This is a genomic window from Cohnella sp. WQ 127256, assembly GCF_024519285.1.
GTDB lineage: Bacteria > Bacillota > Bacilli > Paenibacillales > Paenibacillaceae > Cohnella.
In genome coordinates this window covers 1242829-1265310 of sequence record NZ_JAMZCY010000001.1, presented here as the reverse complement: position 1 = coordinate 1265310, position 22482 = coordinate 1242829, and the positions used below count along the sequence as shown (strand labels likewise).

At 42.5% G+C, this 22482-nt stretch carries 27 protein-coding genes and 1 pseudogene; 26 read left to right on the top strand and 2 right to left on the bottom strand.

Translation table 11 applies throughout. The features are described from left to right. The first annotated feature begins 75 nt into the window (after positions 1-75). From M1K58_RS05570 to M1K58_RS05465, 22 genes and pseudogenes are all read left to right on the top strand, one after another. Positions 76-729: a hypothetical protein gene (locus M1K58_RS05570; protein ID WP_256757668.1), complete on the top strand. Its 654-nt coding sequence runs from the start codon at positions 76-78 to the stop codon at positions 727-729. A gap of 175 nt (positions 730-904) precedes the next feature. Continuing rightward, positions 905-1336 carry a hypothetical protein gene (locus M1K58_RS05565; protein ID WP_256757667.1) on the top strand — a complete coding sequence of 144 codons (432 nt, stop codon included), beginning with the start codon at positions 905-907 and terminating at the stop codon, positions 1334-1336. Between the two features lie 68 nt (positions 1337-1404). Next, on the top strand, positions 1405-1884 hold the full coding sequence (locus M1K58_RS05560; protein ID WP_256757666.1) for an SMI1/KNR4 family protein: 480 nt from the start codon (positions 1405-1407) through the stop codon (positions 1882-1884). 162 nt (positions 1885-2046) lie between these two features. Then, positions 2047-3255, top strand: a complete 1209-nt coding sequence (locus M1K58_RS05555) for a hypothetical protein (RefSeq protein ID WP_256757665.1) — start codon at positions 2047-2049, stop codon at positions 3253-3255. 39 nt (positions 3256-3294) lie between these two features. Then, complete coding sequence (locus M1K58_RS05550) at positions 3295-3786, top strand: SMI1/KNR4 family protein (RefSeq protein ID WP_306220165.1); 492 nt, start codon at positions 3295-3297, stop codon at positions 3784-3786. A gap of 144 nt (positions 3787-3930) precedes the next feature. Next, entirely contained in the window at positions 3931-4920 is a 990-nt protein-coding gene (locus M1K58_RS05545; RefSeq protein WP_256757663.1) for a hypothetical protein, read from the top strand. Positions 4921-4938: 18 nt separating this feature from the next. Continuing rightward, on the top strand, positions 4939-5388 hold the full coding sequence (locus M1K58_RS05540) for an SMI1/KNR4 family protein (RefSeq protein WP_256757662.1): 450 nt from the start codon (positions 4939-4941) through the stop codon (positions 5386-5388). A 64-nt stretch (positions 5389-5452) separates the two neighbouring features. Further along, positions 5453-5905 (top strand): DUF6138 family protein, encoded by a 453-nt coding sequence (locus M1K58_RS05535; protein ID WP_256757661.1) that lies wholly within the window; start codon positions 5453-5455, stop codon positions 5903-5905. 89 nt (positions 5906-5994) lie between these two features. After that, positions 5995-7071 (top strand): DUF6138 family protein, encoded by a 1077-nt coding sequence (locus M1K58_RS05530; RefSeq protein ID WP_256757660.1) that lies wholly within the window; start codon positions 5995-5997, stop codon positions 7069-7071. 94 nt (positions 7072-7165) lie between these two features. Next, positions 7166-7504, top strand: a complete 339-nt coding sequence (locus M1K58_RS05525; protein ID WP_256757659.1) for a hypothetical protein — start codon at positions 7166-7168, stop codon at positions 7502-7504. A gap of 34 nt (positions 7505-7538) precedes the next feature. Continuing rightward, on the top strand, positions 7539-8375 hold the full coding sequence (locus M1K58_RS05520) for a hypothetical protein (RefSeq protein WP_256757658.1): 837 nt from the start codon (positions 7539-7541) through the stop codon (positions 8373-8375). Between the two features lie 66 nt (positions 8376-8441). Further along, on the top strand, positions 8442-8930 hold the full coding sequence (locus tag M1K58_RS05515; protein WP_256757657.1) for an imm68 putative immunity domain-containing protein: 489 nt from the start codon (positions 8442-8444) through the stop codon (positions 8928-8930). A gap of 51 nt (positions 8931-8981) precedes the next feature. Then, positions 8982-9215 (top strand): hypothetical protein, encoded by a 234-nt coding sequence (locus tag M1K58_RS05510; RefSeq protein ID WP_256757656.1) that lies wholly within the window; start codon positions 8982-8984, stop codon positions 9213-9215. Positions 9216-9571: 356 nt separating this feature from the next. Continuing rightward, the gene (locus M1K58_RS05505) at positions 9572-10030 is read left to right on the top strand and encodes a hypothetical protein (RefSeq protein ID WP_256757655.1); all 459 of its coding nucleotides are present in this window, start codon (positions 9572-9574) and stop codon (positions 10028-10030) included. 126 nt (positions 10031-10156) lie between these two features. After that, positions 10157-10579: a VOC family protein gene (locus M1K58_RS05500; RefSeq protein ID WP_256757654.1), complete on the top strand. Its 423-nt coding sequence runs from the start codon at positions 10157-10159 to the stop codon at positions 10577-10579. A gap of 130 nt (positions 10580-10709) precedes the next feature. Continuing rightward, positions 10710-11330 carry a class I SAM-dependent methyltransferase gene (locus M1K58_RS05495; protein WP_256757653.1) on the top strand — a complete coding sequence of 207 codons (621 nt, stop codon included), beginning with the start codon at positions 10710-10712 and terminating at the stop codon, positions 11328-11330. A gap of 189 nt (positions 11331-11519) precedes the next feature. Next, positions 11520-11870, top strand: coding sequence for a hypothetical protein (locus M1K58_RS05490; RefSeq protein ID WP_256757652.1), 351 nt, complete (start codon positions 11520-11522; stop codon positions 11868-11870). Positions 11871-12035: 165 nt separating this feature from the next. Continuing rightward, a complete protein-coding gene (gene ndk / locus M1K58_RS05485; RefSeq protein ID WP_256757651.1) occupies positions 12036-12455 on the top strand; it encodes a nucleoside-diphosphate kinase in 420 nt (139 codons plus the stop codon). A 236-nt stretch (positions 12456-12691) separates the two neighbouring features. Next, on the top strand, positions 12692-13471 hold the full coding sequence (locus tag M1K58_RS05480; RefSeq protein WP_256757649.1) for an ABC transporter ATP-binding protein: 780 nt from the start codon (positions 12692-12694) through the stop codon (positions 13469-13471). 195 nt (positions 13472-13666) lie between these two features. Beyond that, a complete protein-coding gene (locus tag M1K58_RS05475; RefSeq protein WP_256757648.1) occupies positions 13667-14392 on the top strand; it encodes an S-layer homology domain-containing protein in 726 nt (241 codons plus the stop codon). A gap of 176 nt (positions 14393-14568) precedes the next feature. Continuing rightward, positions 14569-14700: pseudogene (locus tag M1K58_RS05470) on the top strand (VOC family protein); the annotation flags it as partial. A gap of 128 nt (positions 14701-14828) precedes the next feature. Continuing rightward, positions 14829-15257, top strand: a complete 429-nt coding sequence (locus tag M1K58_RS05465) for an SRPBCC family protein (protein ID WP_256757647.1) — start codon at positions 14829-14831, stop codon at positions 15255-15257. 227 nt (positions 15258-15484) lie between these two features. Here the strand turns inward: M1K58_RS05465 and fabF are convergent, their stop codons facing one another. Then, a complete protein-coding gene (gene fabF, locus M1K58_RS05460) occupies positions 15485-16720 on the bottom strand; it encodes a beta-ketoacyl-ACP synthase II (protein ID WP_256757646.1) in 1236 nt (411 codons plus the stop codon). 133 nt (positions 16721-16853) lie between these two features. Here fabF and M1K58_RS05455 point away from each other — a divergent pair, with 133 nt between their 5' ends. After that, entirely contained in the window at positions 16854-17696 is an 843-nt protein-coding gene (locus tag M1K58_RS05455; RefSeq protein WP_256757645.1) for a helix-turn-helix transcriptional regulator, read from the top strand. Between the two features lie 862 nt (positions 17697-18558). Further along, a complete protein-coding gene (locus tag M1K58_RS05450) occupies positions 18559-19647 on the top strand; it encodes a collagen-like protein (protein WP_256757644.1) in 1089 nt (362 codons plus the stop codon). Positions 19648-19971: 324 nt separating this feature from the next. Here the strand turns inward: M1K58_RS05450 and M1K58_RS05445 are convergent, their stop codons facing one another. Further along, entirely contained in the window at positions 19972-20826 is an 855-nt protein-coding gene (locus M1K58_RS05445; RefSeq protein ID WP_256757643.1) for a manganese catalase family protein, read from the bottom strand. Positions 20827-21028: 202 nt separating this feature from the next. Here M1K58_RS05445 and M1K58_RS05440 point away from each other — a divergent pair, with 202 nt between their 5' ends. Further along, a complete protein-coding gene (locus M1K58_RS05440; RefSeq protein ID WP_256757642.1) occupies positions 21029-21547 on the top strand; it encodes a DUF3231 family protein in 519 nt (172 codons plus the stop codon). Between the two features lie 267 nt (positions 21548-21814). After that, positions 21815-22027 (top strand): DUF378 domain-containing protein, encoded by a 213-nt coding sequence (locus tag M1K58_RS05435; protein WP_256757641.1) that lies wholly within the window; start codon positions 21815-21817, stop codon positions 22025-22027. Positions 22028-22482 lie beyond the last annotated feature (455 nt).

Sequence of the window (22482 nt, the reverse complement as noted above, 5' to 3'; positions counted from 1 at the left end):
AGCGTTTGTGAGAGCGGTTTATGAATATAGATCGTGAACGCCGATTTTGAGCGCTTACAAGGAGAAGTGGAGCCAATGACCGATTTTGCAGCGATCCGCAACTTGTTTCACATCACGGAATCCTGTGGTTTCGACGTGAAGGAATTGCAATCGTGGATCAGTCGATATGGGAGTATACCCGAGGTGTTGAAGGATTATTATCTTGAATTGGGCGCACATCCGCAATTGAATGGTTCCCAGGATTTCTTGATTAAGCCGAAAGATTTTCATCAATATGAGAATGACGACTACTTGATTTTCTATTTCGAAAATCAGGGTGCTTGCGTTTGGGGCATACGCCGGGAGGACTTGGCAGCGTCCAATCCCCCTGTGTATGAGAACTACGGGAAGGAGGAGTGGTATCAGACAAGCGAGTCTCTTACGGAGTTTCTACATGCCATGGCCTATTTTCAAGCAGTGATTTCTATGGAGTTATCCAATGAGGAATACTGGCAAATCGATGAACAGGTTGTAGAAGGGATTAAGATGATGTTTTCATCCAAGGAAGCGGATTCGGGCTTGTATACGGGCGTGCAGTTTTATGGTCAAGTGGGCGAGGTGATTGTGGTCATGAACAACCGTGACGGATATCTGCTGATGTTCTCAGCGGAAGATGAACAGCGATTTGACGCCCTGTATGCGACTTTGCTGCGGTTGGTTGATGGTGGTGGAAGAGGGGAAGCAGGATGAAGGAATTGCATCATGCCATGGAGAGATTTTTGGTGATGCAAGAACAATATCAGGAGAAACTTGGAAGAGTTCTATCAAAGTTATGAACTCATCGATGAGGCGGTAGCCCATAGAGTCTAGGAATGTATTTTCAACGGGATATTATGAATAGAGTACTGATAAGTGAGGGGTTAAAATGACTCTAGAAAAAAGAATAACCGGATTGTGGTCAGTTGATAATTTATATGCGCCAGGTGCTATGGAAGACATATTAGTTGTTTTCCTGCCAAGTGGTGAAGGCTGGTTATACTTTGCCCACCCATGCCAAAATATCGTTGAAAAATTTATTTGGAATATCGATTCTCTTAATTTACTACATGTCAGAGGAACTACTTCATCCCTTTATTATGATGTAGATGAAGATCACGAGCTAGCAAAGGATAGTTATCTCGACAAAAATTCTGATGTGATAATTCATGAAATTAAAGTGGAAGTTTCCGTCGAGTTTACCCCTCGAGGAGAGAATGAGGTTATTTCATTTTCTAAACCGTTGTGGGGTTCAGACGATAAATTTGCACTTGTACATAGAGACTTTGATCGAATTATTCCGCCTATATTTGACCTGTAAGAGTACGATTATTTGGGGTAAGGTTTGTGTTGAAAAAGTGCAAACATTTCATTTTGGAGGAGATTATTATGTTTTCAATGACGTCAAAGAAATTAACAATAGAAGACATTAGTAAAATTGAAGTTCAACTAGGTTTGAGGTTACCTTTGCAACTTGTCGAGCATTATTTGCAATTTAATGGAGGGGTCCCTAATAGAACCTATTTTTATTCAGAAGAGGCGGACATTGAGACCAATGTTCAGACATTTATACCATTTAGGTATGTAAACGAAATAGGCATTACAATCGAAGATCGATACGTAGATTACAGAAATAGAAAAATAATGCCGGAGAAGCTTCTTCCATTTGCTAGTGATGCAGGAGGAAATAAATTTTGTATCGATATAGAAACTGGCCAAATCTATATCGTGTGGTTAGATCTTGGTGAAGTTACGAAAGACTGCATCGTTTTTTTAGCTGAGGATTTTAATGAATTTTTGAATAAACTTGACGAAGATGAAGACGAAGATGAAGACGAAGATAAAGACGAAGCATCGGAGAAGTGCTAGCCGATGATAGGAGTGACCTTGCAGAAAAGGTGAAATTGATCTCAGATGAGCTGTGCATGCTCTGGATATGAGTCCTGTCGTCAAGGAGGGCACTCATGGCGTGGACCAATGTCTGCACTTGCCGATATGACTTGATATGGTTTAGAAGAAAGGATGATAGAAATGCCAAATGATAATCATGCTCGTCCTCCTGCTGCTTCCATAAGAGAAGATGGTAGTTTTCCCATCGACCTGACAGGTCCACGCAGTCACACTCTTGTCATTCAGCCCGGTGTGGGCAGTCTATCCATTGGACCGTCGCAATTGGGGAAGAAGGCAGATCTTCACGTTGCACCTGATGCGATCATTGATTGGACCGTATTCGATGCCTTTGCCACTCCGGCGGGCTCGTCCTGGCCGCGATTTCTGTACTATACAGGCAGTGACGCTGGCTTTTTGGACTGGGCACAGAAACGCCCTATTGAAGAGATGACGTGGGCTCCGATCTTGTCTGAAGACACAGTGGTGGACGCAAGCCAGTCCAATTTGCATGGCTTACATATTAAGTTGGATCAGACTGAGGGCCGTTTGAGCCTGAAGCTTCCAAAGCGGCAATTACGCCTGAGCTTGTCCGGCGATCTATCACGATTCACGGCCACTGGCGATATGCCATCTTCTCTGATTCTATCGCCGCGCACTAGCAGACGTAAGAATAATAATTCTTTGTTGCTGCCCGACCTGGGTGAATTGCACCAAGTTACGAGTCTAACGCTACAGAACGCGCCGCTAGGACAGCCCATCTCGCTGGAGTGTCTGAACCGGTTTCCAAACCTGAATTCACTGAGTTTGTGGGGGAACTTCTGCGACGTGGACTTGCTGGCTCGTCATGTCCAGTTAACGAATCTGGAGCTACGCTTTATGCCTGATCTGGAATACTTGCCATCCTTGAACACATGGCCGTTGCTTGACAGATTTATCGCCTACAATGTGGAAGAGATCTCGGGCAAGCGCCTTAAGCAGCAAATGAAAACACGTGCTAAAACACGAGCGTGGACCGGCCATGCTTCAGTGAGCCAATTGCGTAAACCAGAGTGGTGGACGACAGAGTTTGGCCGACCGTTCTCGTCCTGGCCTAAACGTCTGGCCAAGCTGGCTAACGAAGCTTACAACGTTGCACAGGCAACCTTGGCCCAGGCCCGCAGCTTTGCCGATGCCGAGGCAGCCATTAGCGCTTTCACCGTACGCTTCAATACCCTCAAAGATATCGAAACCACCGAACGAGAAGACCTTGGTGAAGCGGTTTGGCAACTCAGCCAGTCTGATCACCTGATTGGCCAGCCTATAACAGAGGAGATGGCTCAACGCTGGTTCGATGTAGCTCGCGATTACTGATTGAAGTGTGGAGATGAATCGGTAGGAGGAAAAATGAATATGAAATGTAATGAATTCATTAGTTGGACTAAAGATAATGGATGGGATATCACTGATAAATCTGAATACGAATTAAAATTAAATGCTAGTATAGCATCCAGGTATAAAGAAATTCCCGAAGGTTATTTAGATTTTCTAAAAAGGGTTAAAGAATGCATAACGCCTAGTGAGAAAACATGGTTTATATGTGAGGATGAGTATAATAACAACTCGGATAGTGCATTTAAATGGAATGAATTTGAAGTATTAAGCTTAGAAGCAGCAGAGAATGATGAGAAATGGAAATCAGAAATAACTTCATGGTGGGATAACTATCTACCCATAGTTATGTCAGTTGATGATGGATATTCATTCTATGCAATAGATTTAACGAATGATATAGGTGCTATTGTACAAGGATATGAGCCTGAATTCGAAGAGGTAGAAAAAATAGCAAATAGTCTTGAAGATTTTTTTCAATTAATCATATCTAATAGAATAAAGATGCAATAGAAAAAATGCATGATGAGGAAAGAGTAGGTGAGTATGTTGAGAAAACAAATACTGAATCAATGCCAAGAATGCGGAAAATCTATTGTTTTTAATGGAATCTGTTATCGCTGTCGAAATAAGAATCAGCGGGAAGCCTACCAAGCTATGAGCAGAGAAGAAGTGGAGAAAATGGTCGAATCGATCATCTCGAATATTGAAACGATCGGGAAGTGGGATCAAGTCTATCAAGACTTCAATGGGTTGCTTGGCTATCACGACATCAACACTGCGAGAATTGCACAAGCAGGGCTCGACAAGGGGATCTTCTTTCCAGCTAAGCTCTATCGGGACGCTTCACCTGAGGTACGGGATCAGCTGCTCACGCGTCTTTTTAATCCTGCATGTGATGAAGCAAGTCATTTACTGCTCTGCCTCGCCCTGCAAGGCGATGAAGTCGTTCAGGAAGCATTCCTGAAGCTCGAGAGAAATCCGCTGCCCTGGCGCAGCAAGCTTTATGTGAATCCGTCCGTCTATGCCCATCACGGTGGCTGGCATTTCGATGATCGGGGGAATCGCAGCTCATTGTGCTTCGAGCGATGCTACACGATGTTGCCAGGAGATGGAGTCGATCAGGCAGCGAAAGTGGGTCAATTATTGGAGCAGAACTGTCCGCATTGCGGTTGTCAGTTGATCGATGTCCTGCGACTGGACGGCCTTGATGAGCGATTTTCTTTTCTGGAGGTTAATGGAGTGCTGGCCATTCCCATCTGCCCGAATTGCATCACATTCACTGAAGAGACGTTCGTGTGCTATGACGAAAATGGTCGTAGTGAGATCATTCCTTATGAGCCACCCTTAACGGAAAATTATTGTTCGGAAGATGATCTTCTGGAGATGAGCCGCAATCAGCTCACACTAAGTGCCAAGGCGGTACCGAAGCATTACGCTAGCGGTGGTGATGAGGTCTTCACAATCGGAGGCTGGCCGGATTGGGTGCAGGACGCACAATTCGCGACATGCTCGGTCTGTGGTCAAACCATGAAATTTCTCGCAGCGCTTCCATGGAACGTATTGATGGATGGCTCTGAAGGTACGTTGTATATCGAGATTTGTACGGATTGCCGCACGCTGTGCCTGTTCCATCAACAGACATAAATCAGAAGGGGCGACAAGGTGGACAATAAATTACTGGACAATCTGGAGCTGTTGAAAGAAGCCTATGCGCGGACAGACCGAATACCGGAGACGGAGGAGGCTATCCATGCTTTTGAGGAAAAATACGATTGCCAGTTGCCCTCAAGCTATCGTTGGCTCCTCCTACATTTTGGCTCCTGCCATTTTCTCGATCCATGGATCAATTCGATCCGTGATTTGGACTGGGCTTATCCCTCTTTTGTGGAAAACTACAAGGAGTATGAGCGGGCGTACGAGCTAGCTCCCCGCCGCCTTTTTCCCGTTGGCGGGATGGGAGATGGCAGCACGGTAGTCGAAGATTTGGAGACAGGACAGTTGTTGATTTTGCTTCATGACTGTGCTGGGGATGATCCTTTTGAGGAATTGGCTGGTAGTTTTGACGAGTTGATTTTAGAACAAATCAACATGGTCAACCAATTTGAAGAGTAGAAATGATTCGGATTTGATAAGACTCGGTCATTTTATTAATCACATGATGAGGGGATAACGCAAGGTGACACAACACACTCTGATCAACACAGTAGCGGAAGAAATCCTTGCTGCAGTGGATGAATGGTTTCAACAGATCGAACAGAAAAAGGAAAAAGACGTAAACGAAATTATTGGGCGAACTTCGCTGCAAATCGGCATTCATGACCTTTTACATATCGAGTACAAGGATGGGATAATCAAATTATATTCTTGGATTAAAGGTTCACCTGACTATCAGCACAAGGGCACTCGTCTGGAAAACCCGCTGACCCATCAGGAAATAGAGAATGCGTTGATGCCATTGCTGGAAAAGGGAATCAGACAAAAGCTGCAAACCTATGAGGACAGCGCCTTGGTGAATTACCGATTTCAAGCAAGCATCAAAGTCGGCGGCTCCGAAACACTTCCCATACTAAACGATGTGAACCATCGCAAGCGCGAGCTGCTGTTGCAGCGCGTTCAAGCCTATATCTAGGACAAACTGGAGGGCCAGTCTTATCCGACCGCTCCGCTGGAGAGCTTCTTTCTCTCTCGACATCTGTCGATCCGCAGCTGTTTCCGAATATGGATACTGCCTTAATTATGCGCGTATATGAGCTGGTGATGGAACGGAACAAAGGGAATAAAACAAAGATGGACGATCATCGTTCCCAATTCATTCGTGCGTTTAGGCAGTGGGCTGAATATACGATAAAAGAGGGTATCGACTTAACCACTATGGAGCCGCAGCAAATGGAACTGGTTCTGCAAACGGCCATTTTGATTATTAAATACGAACCCAACTACTGTCGACAAGATGGACTCGATCTGCTGGAAAGACTGAAGGAACTAGGCAGTACGCAGGCGGTCAAAGTAATCAAGGAGGGCAGCGGAACGCTTCCTGCAGAAGATATCCATTATAAGAATGAACAGATCGAATGTCAGGCTAATGATGTTTTCTCGATTATCACCATTCGAATCAAGGAAGAATGCGCGGACAGTTATGCGAAGGGTCTAGATTTTATTTGTCGCCTGATGGAGAAAGGTTTCTTCCGAAGTTATCAGATCAGGCTGAAATCGCAAGCCAAATACATAGTATCTGTTCCCGGTCTGGTGAAATCGCAAACCCATCGTTTCTTTGCTAATGCTTTGCAGTATGAGGAGTTGCATCCGAAGCTGGAGACTTATGCGCGGCTGGCGATTGTGGAGCATGAATGGTATGAAGACACAGAGGGCGAGAAAACCTGCATGCCCGGCACGTATGCCGTATTCGGTCTGGGACTAGCGAATCGACGTTATTTCCCGCTCGTGGAGGCCTATATGGAGCGCGTAGATGAAGAGCATCAATCCGTTCAGGTTGCTTTTGCCGGGGCATTCATTATGCAGCATGGGATTGACGAAACGACGCTGCCGACGATAGCGACTTGTCTGCTTAGCTGTCAGGACGCCAAACTCACCAAATATCGCGCAGATTTCGAAACCGCAGCGAATCTGCAAGCTCTCGCCGGGATTATGGTGTCATTGGCTCCTCATTATGCCAGCCATCTGGTGGAACTGATCTGGGGCAGCATGGACAATCTGCATAAACGGCAGCAAAAAGAGAAGGGCGAGTGCGCGGACGGTTTCGTAGCTGTCTGGGCAGCAGCGAACCGGATGGACTAAAGATAATGGATGGGATATCACTGATAAATCTGATTATGAATTAAAAGATGAATTAATCCATTAAGTTAAAGGGAGTACGGGGGTGATAATTCACATGGATTACCATCAAGAATTAACAATAATTAGAAGAAATTTAGAAAACTTTGTTAACTCTGAGCTTGTAGATTTAGAGCTCGATTACCAAACAAATATTAAAATAAAAAAACAAGTTACGGACTTAATCTACATATCCCATTTTGACCCAAATATTAAAGATGATGAAAAAGATGAGATAATAAATATATCGTGTAGACTATTAGGTGAATACACAGGTTGTGCAGAGGATCTAGAGATATTGGATGAAATACTGGAACAATTAGATAAATATGAAATAATTAAAGAAAAACATCTTGAACATTTGAAGTTCAACAATGGACTAAACAGATGGCTATAATTTTAACATAACTTTATGGAACGGAGGGAGAACATTGCTTGAGTGGGATAGCGATGTATGGGGAAAGCTGACTGGACCGTATGGTTCTGCGGAGAACGTACCTGATCTATTGCAGCAGCTAATGAAGCAATTTAGCCAGGAGGTTCATGACGAACTCTTTCAGGAGCATTTGTTCCATCAAAATACGATATATACGGCTACATACGCTGCTGTACCGTTTTTGGCTCAAATAGCATGCTCGACATCTAATGCTGAGGTGCGCAAAGAACTGTTTATAACCTGCGGTATTATCGAGGCAAGCCGTGATGAGCAAGATAAGGCGCCATTTCCAGAATCTTGGGCTAAACTGGCTGAAGATGCGGACAGCTCCGTTTGTGCTGAATTGTATCGTGAATATATAGAGGCAATTGGCAAGCTCACGGCGCTTACAAAGGAAGTATTCGCTTATGCAGCCCATCATTCCATCGATGAGACGGATAAACGTTATATTCTTATTGCGGACGCTGCTTACCGGGGTTCGTATATTATTGCCAATATGTTGATGACGTTTAATATTGGTGATGAATATGTGGCCGTGTGCCCAGCCTGCGAAAAAGATGTATTCATATGGCCGAGTGAAGATAATCATGCAGAAATCCTTCAAGCCTATGAACATGATCCCGTTTCTCACACTGGGCAGGAAGCACATGCAATTGTTCCAGTAACGTCATTTGCGGATGAAGAAATACGAACATTAGCGGAGCAGGCGGAAGCGATCGGAGAGCAAATTTTGGCCAGACATTTGCCTTATTTAGCGGGGGAAACGTTATGTCCTTCCTGCCGTGAGAGGATTTCTGTATGGCCGTCTTTACTTAGCACATTTACAATGTAGGGTTGTAAGAAAGCATGAGGTAGTTTCGGTACAAATGACAATACATACAAGAAAGTGGAGAAGACTATGTACATAAGCAAATGGTGGGGAGATTTAATTGGCGGTTCCGATGATTCGCTGGCATTAATAGACTATTTGGAACAATTGGACTTAACGCATGTGACGCTCTATCAGATTTTAATGGACTTGGGTTTCGATGTTCTGCTTTCTGAGGGAGACTTGAAGAACGGCGGTCAAATTGGATTTGATAGGAGAAGTGCTAGCGGCATGTTTCGGGTAGAAATTGATATTGCCTGCAGTGCTCTAATCGATCTTGCAGCCATTGTGTTAGAGTGTCGTAAATCAGGCTATGTCGATTTGCATGATTTGGATAAGAGTAGGAATCCGTGCAAACTTTATATTGATGCCTCCGAAGAAAAAAGAAACCTGCTTCGGGATGAATTGAACAAGTTTACCTGTAATCCGCTGTCCTACGATTTAGCCAAGCTTGTTCCAGCCGATGATATGAGAGAGCTTGCGGAAAAGGCAAAAATGATCGCAGATGAGCTTATATAAATTGGTGGCGGCCCAACAAGGGCACCCAATTAATTGTCCGGGGTGAAACTAATGACAAATTCAACGATTTGGTTAGAACAGGATTATTGTTCCAACCAAATAAAAGATGCATATTTGAAAAATAGAAACTTCAAACTTAAAATACCTTTTAGTGAAAAACAGAGTAATTATGATATTTGTAGATTTAAACTTATTGTTGAAGAAGTGAGAAGTAATAAACAACTTTTGTTGGGCTCTGATGTGTTAGGTAAAAAAATAGCAGATGTAGATTATAAAAACGTATAATTTTTCAGAAAATGATATTTTATATTATTCACATGAGAATAATTTTACGGAAAGTGATAATAAAACCATTCAAACAGCTATTATTGATGGTGTATTGCTCCCTAAAAATCTTTATCAAAGAGATAACATAGAATTATTCGGGGATTATTATGTAAGTATTCAAATTTTTCGTAAAGAGATATCTCAGCCAGATTTTTTATCAGCGGAAGCACCACCAATTTTAACAGACTATGAACAAAAAATTGAAACAATTACTGTGTATATACTGATTTTCCAAGCCTCTATTGATCCGAAAAAAAAACAGTGAACTTAGTAATGTCTCTTTTTATGGTAGCTTGGGGAACTTAGGCTTCTTCATGGTTGATCTTGATTTATTTAGTGAATTTATCAGAAGTGAAGTTGGTGACGGGGCAGTCAATCTTGTAGAATCATTTACAACAACCGATCTGGTTGATAAATGTTTTGAAGAGGGGTTATTGATAGTTACATGGGGAATAAAGCCATGGCACTATTATATTCACGCAAAGAATAACTCAATTATTTATAATGAATGTATTGTCAGTGGAACTTACAAAATTAAAAATAAGACCAAAAAATTATCTATAATTCCAGGGAATGAATTACTTAAATGGCCGGAGTGTCTTGAAAAAGAATGGCCTACAATTTGTTTAGAGGGTGACGGTGAAAAAATTGTTTTATCGCTATGTACTTATTCAGGTAGTCTAGGAAATGAATTAATTCCTATGTATATTCTTCGTAGAAGTGAAGAAGATGTTGAAAATATTGAACCGATTATTAACTATAATTTTTTATGATTAATACATTAATTTAATAACTGAACATGCCCATAATCACTGTGAATAAATACAAATAGAGACGATAGTTTCAAACAACTAATACAGTCGCGTGATGTAAAAATACTTGAATTGGGTGATTAAGAAATGAATCAGTCCATTGTTCACATCGCTTTGGTTGTAAAAGAATATGATGAAGCGATAGAATTTTATACAAAAAAGCTAAATTTCATATTACTTGAAGATACGTATCAACTAGAGCAAGATAAGAGATGGGTAGTGGTTTCTCCTCCTGGCTCTGTCGGTACTACAATTTTACTTGCTAGAGCATCGAAACCTGAACAAGAGCAGTTTATTGGCAACCAAACAGGTGGTCGGATATTTCTGTTTCTAAACACCGACGACTTTTGGAGAGATTATAATGAAATGGTCTCAAAGGGAATAGAATTCGTTAGAGATCCCAAAGAACAATCATACGGAATGGTTGCAGTATTTAAGGATTTGTATGGAAACCTGTGGGACTTGCTGGAAATGAATGAAGATCATCCAATTTCCAAACGAGTTAGATGAGTTCTTATAGAGTAAACCACCCAATTAAACTAACTGGCAGAATAGTTCAATAAGAACACAAGAAATTTATGGTAAATATTTAAGGAAGATAAAAATCGGGGTATGTGATTGAATTGGGGAGTGTAGGCGTTTGAATAATTCTTGGAATAAAGTTATATATAAAATCGTTTCTCCAATTTATGATAAGTTTTTTAATTCGGGTATCTTCTTAAATGCCCGGAAACAAATACTCCAATCAATACCATTTAGTGGAGAACAAAAAATCTTATTTGTCGGTGTAGGAACGGGTGCTGATTTAGAGTTAATTAATTACTCTGACTTAGATATAACTGCAATTGATTATTCACCTAATATGCTTGGAAAGGCAAAAACAAAGTTCAAGGATTCTACGATTAAATTTTTAGAAATGGATGCTCAAAATATGGTTTTTGAAGACGAATTATTCGACTATGTAGTAGCAAGTCTAATACTTTCAGTTGTACCCGATGCTAATAAATGTTTTCAAGAAATTTCGAGAGTTTTAAAGCACGAAGGAAAAATAATTATTTTTGATAAATTTGCTCCTAAAAATAAAAAGCTTTCGTTACCAAAAGTGCTTTTAAGACCAATTATTAGCGTATTAGGAACTGATATTGGTCGAAGTTTTGAAGATATAATTCCAAAAAATAATAAAAGTTTAAAAGTAGAAGAGGATTCACCAGTTATGATGAATGGAATGTATAGAAAAATAATAATTGCTAAAATTCATTGATTATTTTTATTCAGCTAACGGGACACGCTAGTGCAATAAACGCGAAGAACGGCAGCCTTCATAATGGCTGTCGTTTTCTTAACTAACGGGCAGTTATGCTCAATCGCTAATAATTAGAGACATTATATGGAACTTACAAAAGGGATTTACTTATGTATTATAAAGTAAATTGAGATAAGGAGTTTTTAGATGGTTCCTACATACGGAAAAATTGCTATTTTTCTATTTATATTAATTATTTTTACTGGAGTTAGAATTGCTATATACTTTGGTCAAATACGAAAACATCAGGTGAAGATGAATAAAAGTGAAATAATAGATAAAATCCAATCAATTGAAGGGACGATAGTTACTATTCAAAAAGTCCGTTCTAATCAGACTCCTTTTAATAAGCCTTCAAGGGCTAAAGATTTCGGTGATCATTATCAGATAACGTATGAATTAAATGGAGCTCAACATACTGCTTGGTTTCGCGCTGACAGAGCTATTGTTCAGATACCAAAACCTCCGGACCCAGAAAAATGGATATTAACAAAATAAAAGTATATTGGCTATTTTGGAGAAGTTAACTGCCTGAAACTATTAGTCAATTTCCAGTATCGCAAAAGTCGAATATTCGTAACAAGAGTTGTGAGTAATGTTACACTTCTATAGGCTGGAACTGAGTATACTAACGATAAAGTCGCGAAGGAGGAAGACAAACCCATGGATAAAACTAAGACGTTTATTATGATCAAACCAGATGGAGTGCGCAGAGGATTAGTCGGCGAAATCGTGAGACGATTCGAACAGAGGGGATTCCGCCTTGTCGATGCCAAGCTGGTAGATGTGGATCAAGCTCATGCGGAGAAACACTATGGTGCGCACAGAGACAAGCCTTTCTTTCAAGAACTCGTTGATTATATTACATCCGGTCCGGTATTCGCGATGATCTGGGAAGCGGAAAACGCAGTGGAGATCGGAAGAAGCATGATCGGCGCGACCAATCCGGTGAAAGCCACATCTGGTACGATTCGCGGAGATTACGGTACGTCTGTCGAGTTCAACGTTATTCATGGATCAGACTCGCAGGATAGCGTCGAGAGGGAGATTGAGGCTTTCTTCGGCAGTAATCCTAGAGCGTAAACTTCGAGGATGATGATTAGGGTCGGATTAGCTTTAGGATTAAATAGGACGGACTGCCGGAAGGATTATCTTTCGAGCAGTCTGTCTTTTTTATGGGTACCTGGATCAGATTCAGCTAACTATCCCTCACCTGAATATATTGTGGTGATAAATGGATAAACATGGTAAAATTTAACGATTAAGATTTACCCGTTCAAGGCTTTATTCGAAAATCATAGAAAGGGATTAGTAGAAAATTGATTATTAATGTTGAGAATGTTAGCTGGCTTCGTGAAAAATCTAAGATATTAAATAATGTAAGTTGGAAAGTTCATTCAGGTGAACATTGGTGTATTGTCGGGTTAAACGGTTCTGGAAAGACAACACTTTTGAACATGATTAATGGGTACATTTGGCCAACAATAGGGGAAGTCACTGTTTTAGGGGAAAAATTTGGAGAAATTGATTTGAGGGAGCTTCGCAAGTCGATTGGTTGGGTAAGTTCATCACTTCAACAGCGCTTATATGGGAGTGAAACGGCTTTAAATACAGTTTTGAGCGGAAAGTTCGCCACAATTGGATTATATGACAATACCGGACAAGAGGATTTAGAAAAAGCACATGATTTATTAAACTTGTTGGGATGCGAAAAACTGACAGAACGTAGATATGACACCTTTTCTCAGGGAGAACGTCAACGGGTACTTATAGCAAGAGCATTAATGGCCTCTCCAGAGTTACTCATTTTAGATGAACCTTGTACTGGCTTAGACGTTTTTGCCCGTGAGTTGCTCCTTAGTATAGTGGAGAAAATAGCTAAGCAAGATAACGCACCTACGCTATTGTTTGTGACGCATCATATTGAAGAAATTATGCCTGTGTTCCGTAAAACACTCTTAATTAAAAACGGCGAGATCTTTAAGGCAGGCGACACACAAGAGTTAATGAACACTGAATTATTATCCAGCTTTTTTGATGCCCCATTGGAAGTAGAGCATCGAAATGAACGTACCTGGCTTAAACCATTAGTATTCTAAAATTAAGCTATATTAAAACTAAAATGCGGACATAACTGAGCGCGCGGAAGCTTGAGAAATCAAGCTTCTTTGTTTTTATGTATCGGCTTTTGTGTCATGACAAAACGCACAATAGTGGTACTATACAGAGCTTAGATTGTAAAACAATGCTGTAAATATTTGTGATATACTCTTACGAAAGAGGAGGTGTGTCTGTTGAAACTATGGGGCTCTGTCCAGCCGAAAGTATCACGTATTATGCTGTTTATTCTAACCATTTTTATAGTCATGCCTCATCCCTCTATGTTTGCTACTCAACCAATCAAACCAATCAGTCCCAATCCGGAAGTAAGTCCAATCGAAATCGATCAGAGCATGTCATTCTCCGATATTGCCGAACATTGGGCGAATGCGGATATCGTGAATGCTTTCGATAAGAAGATCATCAAGGGTTATCCAGATGGGACATTCCGTCCAGATGAGTTCGTTACCCGTTCAGAGTTTGCCGTTATGTTGATGGATGCTTATAATTTTGGTGGTGTTAGTATGGTTAGTAGTTTGACGCTGCTTCCATTTAAGGATAAATCCAAGATAGAGCCGTGGGCCGTGCAATCAATATCAAAAGCCGTAAGGCTAGGTATCATTAACGGTTATCCTGATGGAACTTTTCGTCCGCAAGACAACATTACTCATGCGGAGATGATGGAGTTAATTATTTTGATGGTGAGTTTAGTTAAAGATAAATTAGCGCCAACCGGATATGCCGACGACGAAACGATTCCGGCATGGGCAAGAGGCGCTGCAGCTTTATCAGGCAAGCTTGGACTACTCGGAGGAATCGTAGATAATAAGTTCGCTCCGAATGCAAGCTCCACTCGCGCCCAGGCTGTTGCTGCTATTGTTAGGGCATTAGATATATATATGTTGCAGTTTACACGGTGACATTGTCTTTTGCTTCTTCAGTGGACGATTCCGCTCCGTGCCATAACAGCTGCATTTCTACGCTGGTCGCTAGCATTCGAGTATAGCCCTGAATATTTATTACTTGTGAATCATTTTATAACTGGTCCTGAAAAGCTCTGGAATGAGCACAAAGATGTAGCATCGCCGCAATTTAAGTAAATGAATTAACTGAACGCTTAAAACAGGATAGTTATCAAATATTAAATGGTCCAAGAACAACAGGCGATGGTTATTATGAAAGCGTTGTTCTTGATCCTGAAAATAATATCATAGAAATTACGGAGTAATCTTTGAACTGTAGTTGAACAAATAATTATTGCAATGACTGCATAGCAATCCAAAAGAAACTTTTTTAACCATAATACGTTATCATAAGCATCAAACAAAATTTATTGCAGTTAGAAAGGAGTAAGGCATGGCAAATATCGAGCACTTGCAAACCGTACATGTTCCAGCGTCGAGGGTGTATGAATCTTTAACCACCGCTGAGGGACTGTCGGAAATATGGACCAATGAACTCCTTATTAATAATCAGATTGGCTTTATTAATGAATTTCGATTCGGCAGCAATGACATAACTAAGATGAGAATAGAGGAATTGATCACTAATAAAAAAGTCGTTTGGCAGTGTATAGATTCAGATCCAGAATGGATTGGTACGATTATTTCCTTTGATATTCAAGAGAAGAACGGGAAGTCTTTTATTACTTTGCGTCATACGAACTGGAAAGAAGTAACGCCATTTTATCGCTCCTGTAACTACAACTGGGCTATGTTCCTTTATAGTCTCAAATCCTATTGTGAAGATGGCGATGGTATACCCTATCATAAACGTAAGTTTTAATAATTTAAGTTATATTGCTCATTCCGCTATTGGGGAACGGTAGCTTAATAAACCGCCTTTTCACCTGAACTGCACCCCAATTGTTAGACACCATCTAACAATTGGAGGTGTAGTTTTTTTATGACTAAATCTAGTAAGCCGTGGAAAGAAATCATAGGGGTATTCTCGTCCGTTTTGGATGGAGAATACCCCTTGCTTCTTTTGCTGTGAGATAGGTTTATTTGTAGTTATCCATATTTCTTCAAAATGAGCACCGCATTGTGCCCGCCAAACCCAAATGAGCTTGATAAACCATATTGCAGCTCCGCTCGTCTCGCTACATGCGGTACATAGTCCAGATCACATTGTGGATCAGGATTGTCCAGATTGATGGTCGGTGGGATGAGGCTGTCCTGTAAGGTTTTGATCAAAGCGACGGCTTCGACTCCGCCAGCCGCGCCAAGCATGTGGCCGATCATCGACTTGTTTGCGCTGATCGGCACATCGTACGCGCCACGGCCAAGCAGTCGCTTGATGGCCAGCGTCTCAGAAAGATCACCCGCGACGGTACTCGTCGCGTGAGCGTTGATGGTACTGATCTCCGACGCGTCGATCCCCGCATCAACCAGCGCTTCACGCATGGCTCGATAGGCACCCGAGCCTTCAGGATCGGTCGCCACGATGTGGTAGGCGTCCGAGGTGGATCCATAGCCGACGATCTCGGCATGGATGCGAGCCCCGCGTCGCTCAGCATGCTCGAGCGACTCCAGGACGAGCACACCAGCCCCTTCGGCGGAGACGAACCCGTCGCGCTGCTCATCGAATGGGCGACTCGCCTGCTCCGGCGCATCATTGCGCGTCGACAACGCGGTTGCGTTGCCGAAGCCTGCAAGCGCCAGGTCGGTGACCGTCGCTTCAGCACCTCCAGCAATAACGGCATCGGCGCCTCCGCGTTGGATGAGCTTATAGGCTTCGCCGATCGCATTGTTACCGGTCGCACAGGCGGTCACAGGTGCTAGGGACGGCCCTTTGGCTCCATAGAGAATGCTGACCTGTGCCGCAGCCATATTAGCGATCATCATCGGTACAACAGTCGGACTGACGCGACTTGGCCCGCGGGAGAGCAAAGTCCGATAGTTGTCTAAAATAGTTTGAATACCGCCGATACCTGAACCAATGTACACGCCAACACGCTCCTCGTTAGAAGCATCAATAACTAGACCAGCATCATCAATGGCTTGTTTGGCCGCAGCAACGGCGAACTGGCAGTAACGATCCATGCGACGCACCTCGCGACGCCCGACTTCAGCTTCGGCATCGAATTCTTTGACAACACCAGCGAAGTTGGTTTTGTAATCAGAGGTGTCGAAATGCTCTATTTTAGAAATGCCAGATTGCCCCTTTGTCAAATTGCCCCAGAACGTATCCACACGATTTCCAATAGGCGTAATAACGCCCATACCTGTAATAACAACGCGTTTCATAAGTATCTTCCTCCATCAATCGAATAGATCAGACTATATGCACTTAGAATGTCACACGCTGTATCCTATTACAAGTTACCGTTTATACTAGTATAATAATTGCTATGATAATAGGCTAAGGAGGGAACTTGGTATGAACTCAAAGGAGCGGCTACAGGAGCTATCTCATTTTCTAACGGCTCATCGTTCACGATTACAACCTCATGAAGTTGGATTAATCGGTGGGAGTCGACGGCGTACCCCAGGTTTGAGAAGAGAAGAAGTTGCCACAGTTGCTGGTGTAAGTACGACTTGGTATACGTGGCTAGAGCAGGGCAGAGAAATCAAAATGTCCGTACAAGTGCTCGACCGTATCGCTTTTGCCTTACAGTTAAATGAAGATGAACGTCAGTATTTATTCATGTTAGCCCTAGAGCAGCCAGCGCCAACGACTTTTGTTGATAAAATACCCACGATAAGTCCAGCGTTGAATCGTATTCTAATTGAGCTCCATGATTGCCCAACCATTGTGTCAGATCGTAGATGTCATATTGTGGGTTGGAATCAAGCGGCAGCGGCCGTATTTCTTGATTTTGCTAAGCTGCCGGAAGGAGAGCGGAACATGATTTGGCTGCTATTTACGCGTAAAGAACTGAAATCCCTGGCGGTCAATTGGAGCGACTTTGCGAAAGGGTTTTTAGCTATGTTTCGTTCCTATTATGGCCAATATGTAAGTGATAATTGGTACAGCGCATTTATTGAGGATATGAGTGAGCGGAGCAAAGATTTTCGGGCGTTCTGGAATGAGAGTGATGTCAGCACGGCACCGGAAGTGTTTATTGAATTTAGACATGCGAAAGTAGGTAAAATGTTGTTCGATCTTACAACCCTGCAGGTACAAGGTCGAACAGATTTAAGATGCAGTGTGTATACGCCCTCGATTGGTTCCGATACGGAAACGAAAATCCGACTTCTCATGAGCAAAATAAGTGAGTAAAGCTCGGTGAAGACGTAGGAACCAAAGAAGCAAAGGTTCTTGCCGGCATATTAAAAGAGATCAATAGATCCGATCCGCAGATAGCTTTGGATTTACTGGGCACTAACCACGAAACATTCAAGAAAATTCGTCAACAGCGAAGAAAACGCAGATTGAAAACCAACGGCTACTTCGGTTTCACAATCACGTTTATCTCGATCAAAACTGTTGTGTACTTTAAAAACGTTGTGGTCTTAGAGTACAAGCAAACTGGTAAGATGCTGTGGAGCAAGATTAGCGTGGCTTAAAGCTTATTAAATGTGTCTAGGGACACAAATTTGGGGACATTGTCGCGATAGCCGAAGACAGTTTAATCATTAACGTTCTCCTGGTATCGAAAGAACGACTGGACAAGGACCTCCAACTGACAAAGTGGCTGGTCATCTCGTTGCTTCCTTAGACGGATTACGTTCGGCCGCTGCGATCAGGCTCTCCGTTCATTCTTCAGCCCAGCGTTCAAAGCGTGCACGTGGGGGAAGATCCTTAATTAATCGTTTGAAAAAGCTCTATTTTGCTTGTCTTCAGCATTTCCCTGAGGCTGGGTACTGAAGGAACAAAAAAAAGACCCAAATGTGATTTGGGTTGACGAATTGAAGGATGAGTTGTCTTAATAATAAATTATGTAAAGAATGTTGGATTTGTGGTATAACACTACCCTAGCATAAACCCAATTTTCTAAAAATAGTTTTTAGTCTAGCCAATAGCAGGCTATTAGTCCATGCCTAAAAAAACAGACTCACGTACACTGAACCATCTTTATAGGGAGGTGTCGTTATTGAGTTGTCCCGATATAAAAAAAAGTTGTAAAAAGAAAACCATAATTGTGTGCCATCCAAAAGAAAAAAAAAAGAAACGTCGTCTTCGAGTAATTAAAAAGATAGTTTGTAAAAAGTGTCCTCCGCCTAATGGACGGCAATTACTTCGAGGACTTGCGGGAGCAATTGCAGAAGCTGGACCTGAAGGACTTGCTGGAGCACTTGGACCCCAAGGAGCAGCAGGACTTGTAGGAGCGATTGGTGCACTTGGACCTGAAGGACTTGCTGGAGCACTTGGACCCCAAGGAGCAGCAGGACTTGTAGGAGCGATTGGTGCACTTGGACCTGAAGGACTTGCTGGAGCACTTGGACCCCAAGGACTAGCAGGACTTGCAGGAGCAATTGGCGCAATTGGACCCCAAGGACTTGCAGGAGCACTTGGACCCCAAGGACTAGCAGGACTTGCAGGAGCAATTGGCACAGCTGGACTGGCAGGACCAGCAGGACCAGCAGGACCAGCAGGGACTCAGGGAGCAGCAGGGCCAGCAGGACCAGCAGGGACTCAGGGAGAGCAAGGGCCAACAGGGTCTCAGGGACCAGCAGGAGCGGGAGGATTAATTCCATTTTCGACGGGTATCATCCTCAGTGGCGCTACAGTAGTATCAGCTGCTCCAATCTTAATGGGTTTTGGCAATCACACGGTTGAAGTTATTGATGGTTCTGGAGAATCAACTATGCCACCCGAAGCAGGTGGTTTTGCATTCCCAATTCCCTTTGCCGGTACCGTTCAAAATTTACAAATAAGTGTAGATTTATTGGTTGCTTCAGTGGTTTCTATCAATACTCTCGGTCTTCAATATGATTTTACAGTATTCCGCGCACCTTCAGTTCCTAATAATGGGATTGATCATAGTTCTTCACCTTACGTAACAACTCCGCTGACTAGTTCAGTCAGATTTGGATTTCCGAATACAGACATTACACCTGGTGTCCCATCCGGTTTCCGTACTGCAACAAATATAAATCTGGGATCATTAGTAGTCGCTGCTGGTGATCGTATTGGTATTCGTGTAAGGACGCTTATGTCGACGGATCCCTCAGCAGCTGATATCACCCAACTCTCATTTAGCGCTAGCCTATCTTATACTCCTTTTTAATAAGCCACCAAAACTCAATATTAAACTAACGGGACACGATAGTTGAGGAGTTGCTTCGAGGCAGCTCCTTTTTTGTTATATTGAAGTAACGGGCAGTATAGTTTATTCCCATTCCAACTTCTCCAGAAGCACTCCTTGCAGATAGGCGGTTGTTTGAAAGCAGAGTCATGTGATGAATTAGGAAAAGTGATTTTACTAGAGTGCGTCACCTTCTGCATGATTTTAAAATATAAATGACCCGTTTCCGCAACAAGAAGTCGGGTCACAAAACTTAATTGTTGAACAGTGATCTTACTGGCAAATTTGGCGATATAGTATCCAATGTTATCTCAACATATCAGCAATACCGGGGCTGTGTTCATTCGGCATATCCGGAAGCTGAGGTACGGGAAAGCCTTTAGGGGGAGGCGTGACGGATAGCGGACCGCTATTTCGACTTGGGCTTTCGCCTTGGAAGATCTCACCGATACGAGTCTCGTCTAACCTAAAATTAAATTGAACATTGTGATAGCCCATATCGACGAATTTGCGGCACTCGGGGTATTTGTTAATATCGTAATTCGGTACGGGAAACGTTTTGCCCCAGTCGACTCCTAGGGTTTCAAGTGCTTTGGCAAAAGCATTCTGATGTGCGTTGTCCCGAACGATGAGGAATCCTAACGTTTCCCGAAACGTTTTATTCGCGCTCATCTCATAAATCCTTGTTTTTTGCAGGACGCCCGTCGATTCAAGGACAACATTGTTCAACATATCTGCAATCAAATTACCATGACTGTAAACCCAAGAACCATTCCACGGATTGCCTCCTGCATCGACGGGCAAAGAGCTCTTCGCTCCCATGATGTAGTGATGGGGGTTCGCATGCTTAATGGCATCGTCAATCGGAGCAGCGTCGATTCCCGCATCGCCCGGAACGGTTAAACCGGAACCGTTCAGGAGCTGATTAATCGTGTTCTGCACAAGCTCGACATGAGCAATCTCTTCTAAGAACACCCCGCGAATAAGATCGCGAAATTGTTTTTCTTTGCCTCTGAAATTAGAGCTTTGGAAGGAATATTGCATCATGGTCCGCATTTCGCCGAATTGTCCGCCAAGCGCTTCCTGAAGTACCTTCGCAGCAACTGGATCCGGCTTGTCCGGTTGAATGATGTTAATTAGCTCTTCTTTGTAATAGTACACAGCGAATTCACTCCTTGAAGTTTTAAGTGGATCAAGAGCGGAGTCCTTAATGGGACATCTTTATGATCTCTAGCGGAAGGAAAAATTAACACTAATTCGAGCTGACTTCATCTGGGAAAATAAGTAGTCGCGTATATTAGGATACGGGGCTAAATGATGGACAAAATACATTTGATTCTACAACAAAGGGGGCAACTTTTTCGTGGGAATTCTAAGCGGTAACCCAAAAGATGAGCCGATGCATTTCGGTGAAGTATCCAGTGTATGGACAGCTTCTACTGCAGCTAAAGCAGTAATTTCTTTTTATCAAGCATATTTAAATCATACCGGTGACAAGGACCTAAGGAAATTGATTGAAGACTACATTGATCAAGCAAAACAAGAAGTAAAAGAACTGGATGAGATACTTAATGCGAATGGTATTGCTCCTGCTCCAATAATGGCTGACAGACCAAAAGCCAATCTCGAAGATATTCCTGTCGGTGCTCGTTTAGCCGATCAGGAAATTGCTGCTGCGATATCTGCGGACACAGCAATTGGTCTTGTTGCATGCACTCAAGCAATGGCAATGTGTATTCGCGAAGATATCGGCGCATTATTTGCAAAATATGCTGCCGCAAAAACGGTACTTGGTGGTAAAACCCTTAGAATGCTTAAGGATAAAGGTTGGCTAATTCCGCCTCCATTACTTGTCAAGAGACCAGACACAGTTAAAGTTTAAACGATGAAAATGGCACAAGTTGATGTTTGCTTGGCCTGGCTGAAGAGATAAGGTAGCGAAAGAACTTTAGATCGGGTCGACGTAAAACTTACAAAAATAACTCGCTTAGCCTAGTGCTAGCGGGTTATTTGAATTATTAGAATTACCATAAATCACCTAATGAAGGGCAGAAGCTAGATTTTATTTATTGAACGCCCTAGGTATGGCTGTCAGAAAAGAAACGCATATTAACAATTGTAAGAAAATGACCGAAAAGGGTGGTTAAATATGGGTAAAGTTGCATTGGTGCTAGTGGTTGTCGGGGCACTGAATTGGCTCCTCATCGGTTTGTTTGAATGGGACCTAGTCACCGCGTTACTCGGAGGAGATTCTCATCGTGTATCCTCATGGTTAAGCCGCATCGTATATAGCTTGGTCGGAATTAGTGGGTTGTATTGTATCAGATATTTATTTACGGATAATGCACAAGTAAGAGCGTAAATATCGTGAGCCTTTGATCGCTTTATACAAGATTCCGTGCCGTCGCGGAATCTTTTTATTTTTTATGGACTCTAGCCCGTTATACTTTGTAGATATCTCAGGCAACGATTCTTTGCTTCAGCCACCCATCGTGAAGTAGGAAGGGATGCGACAAATGTGGTACGGCAGTTCGTGAGACAAGAGAGACTTGGTGCTATTATGAACTAAACATTCTGAGCGATTGTTGTTCCTCTAACTTGAATCAAGTGACTTTTATGAAAAGAGATGAAATCAAGGCGCAGTGGAAGCAGTTGCGAAAGAAGTGGAGTTGGATTTACCTGATCCAGGGATTTGCAGTGTAGGCAACCTGTTAAATTCGAATGACGATGCTGTAGGAAGACAAGAATATTATCCGAATGAAGTTCGCGTAAATTGCGGGCTTTTTTATTTATCGGACAATGTTCTTGTCATTTGGA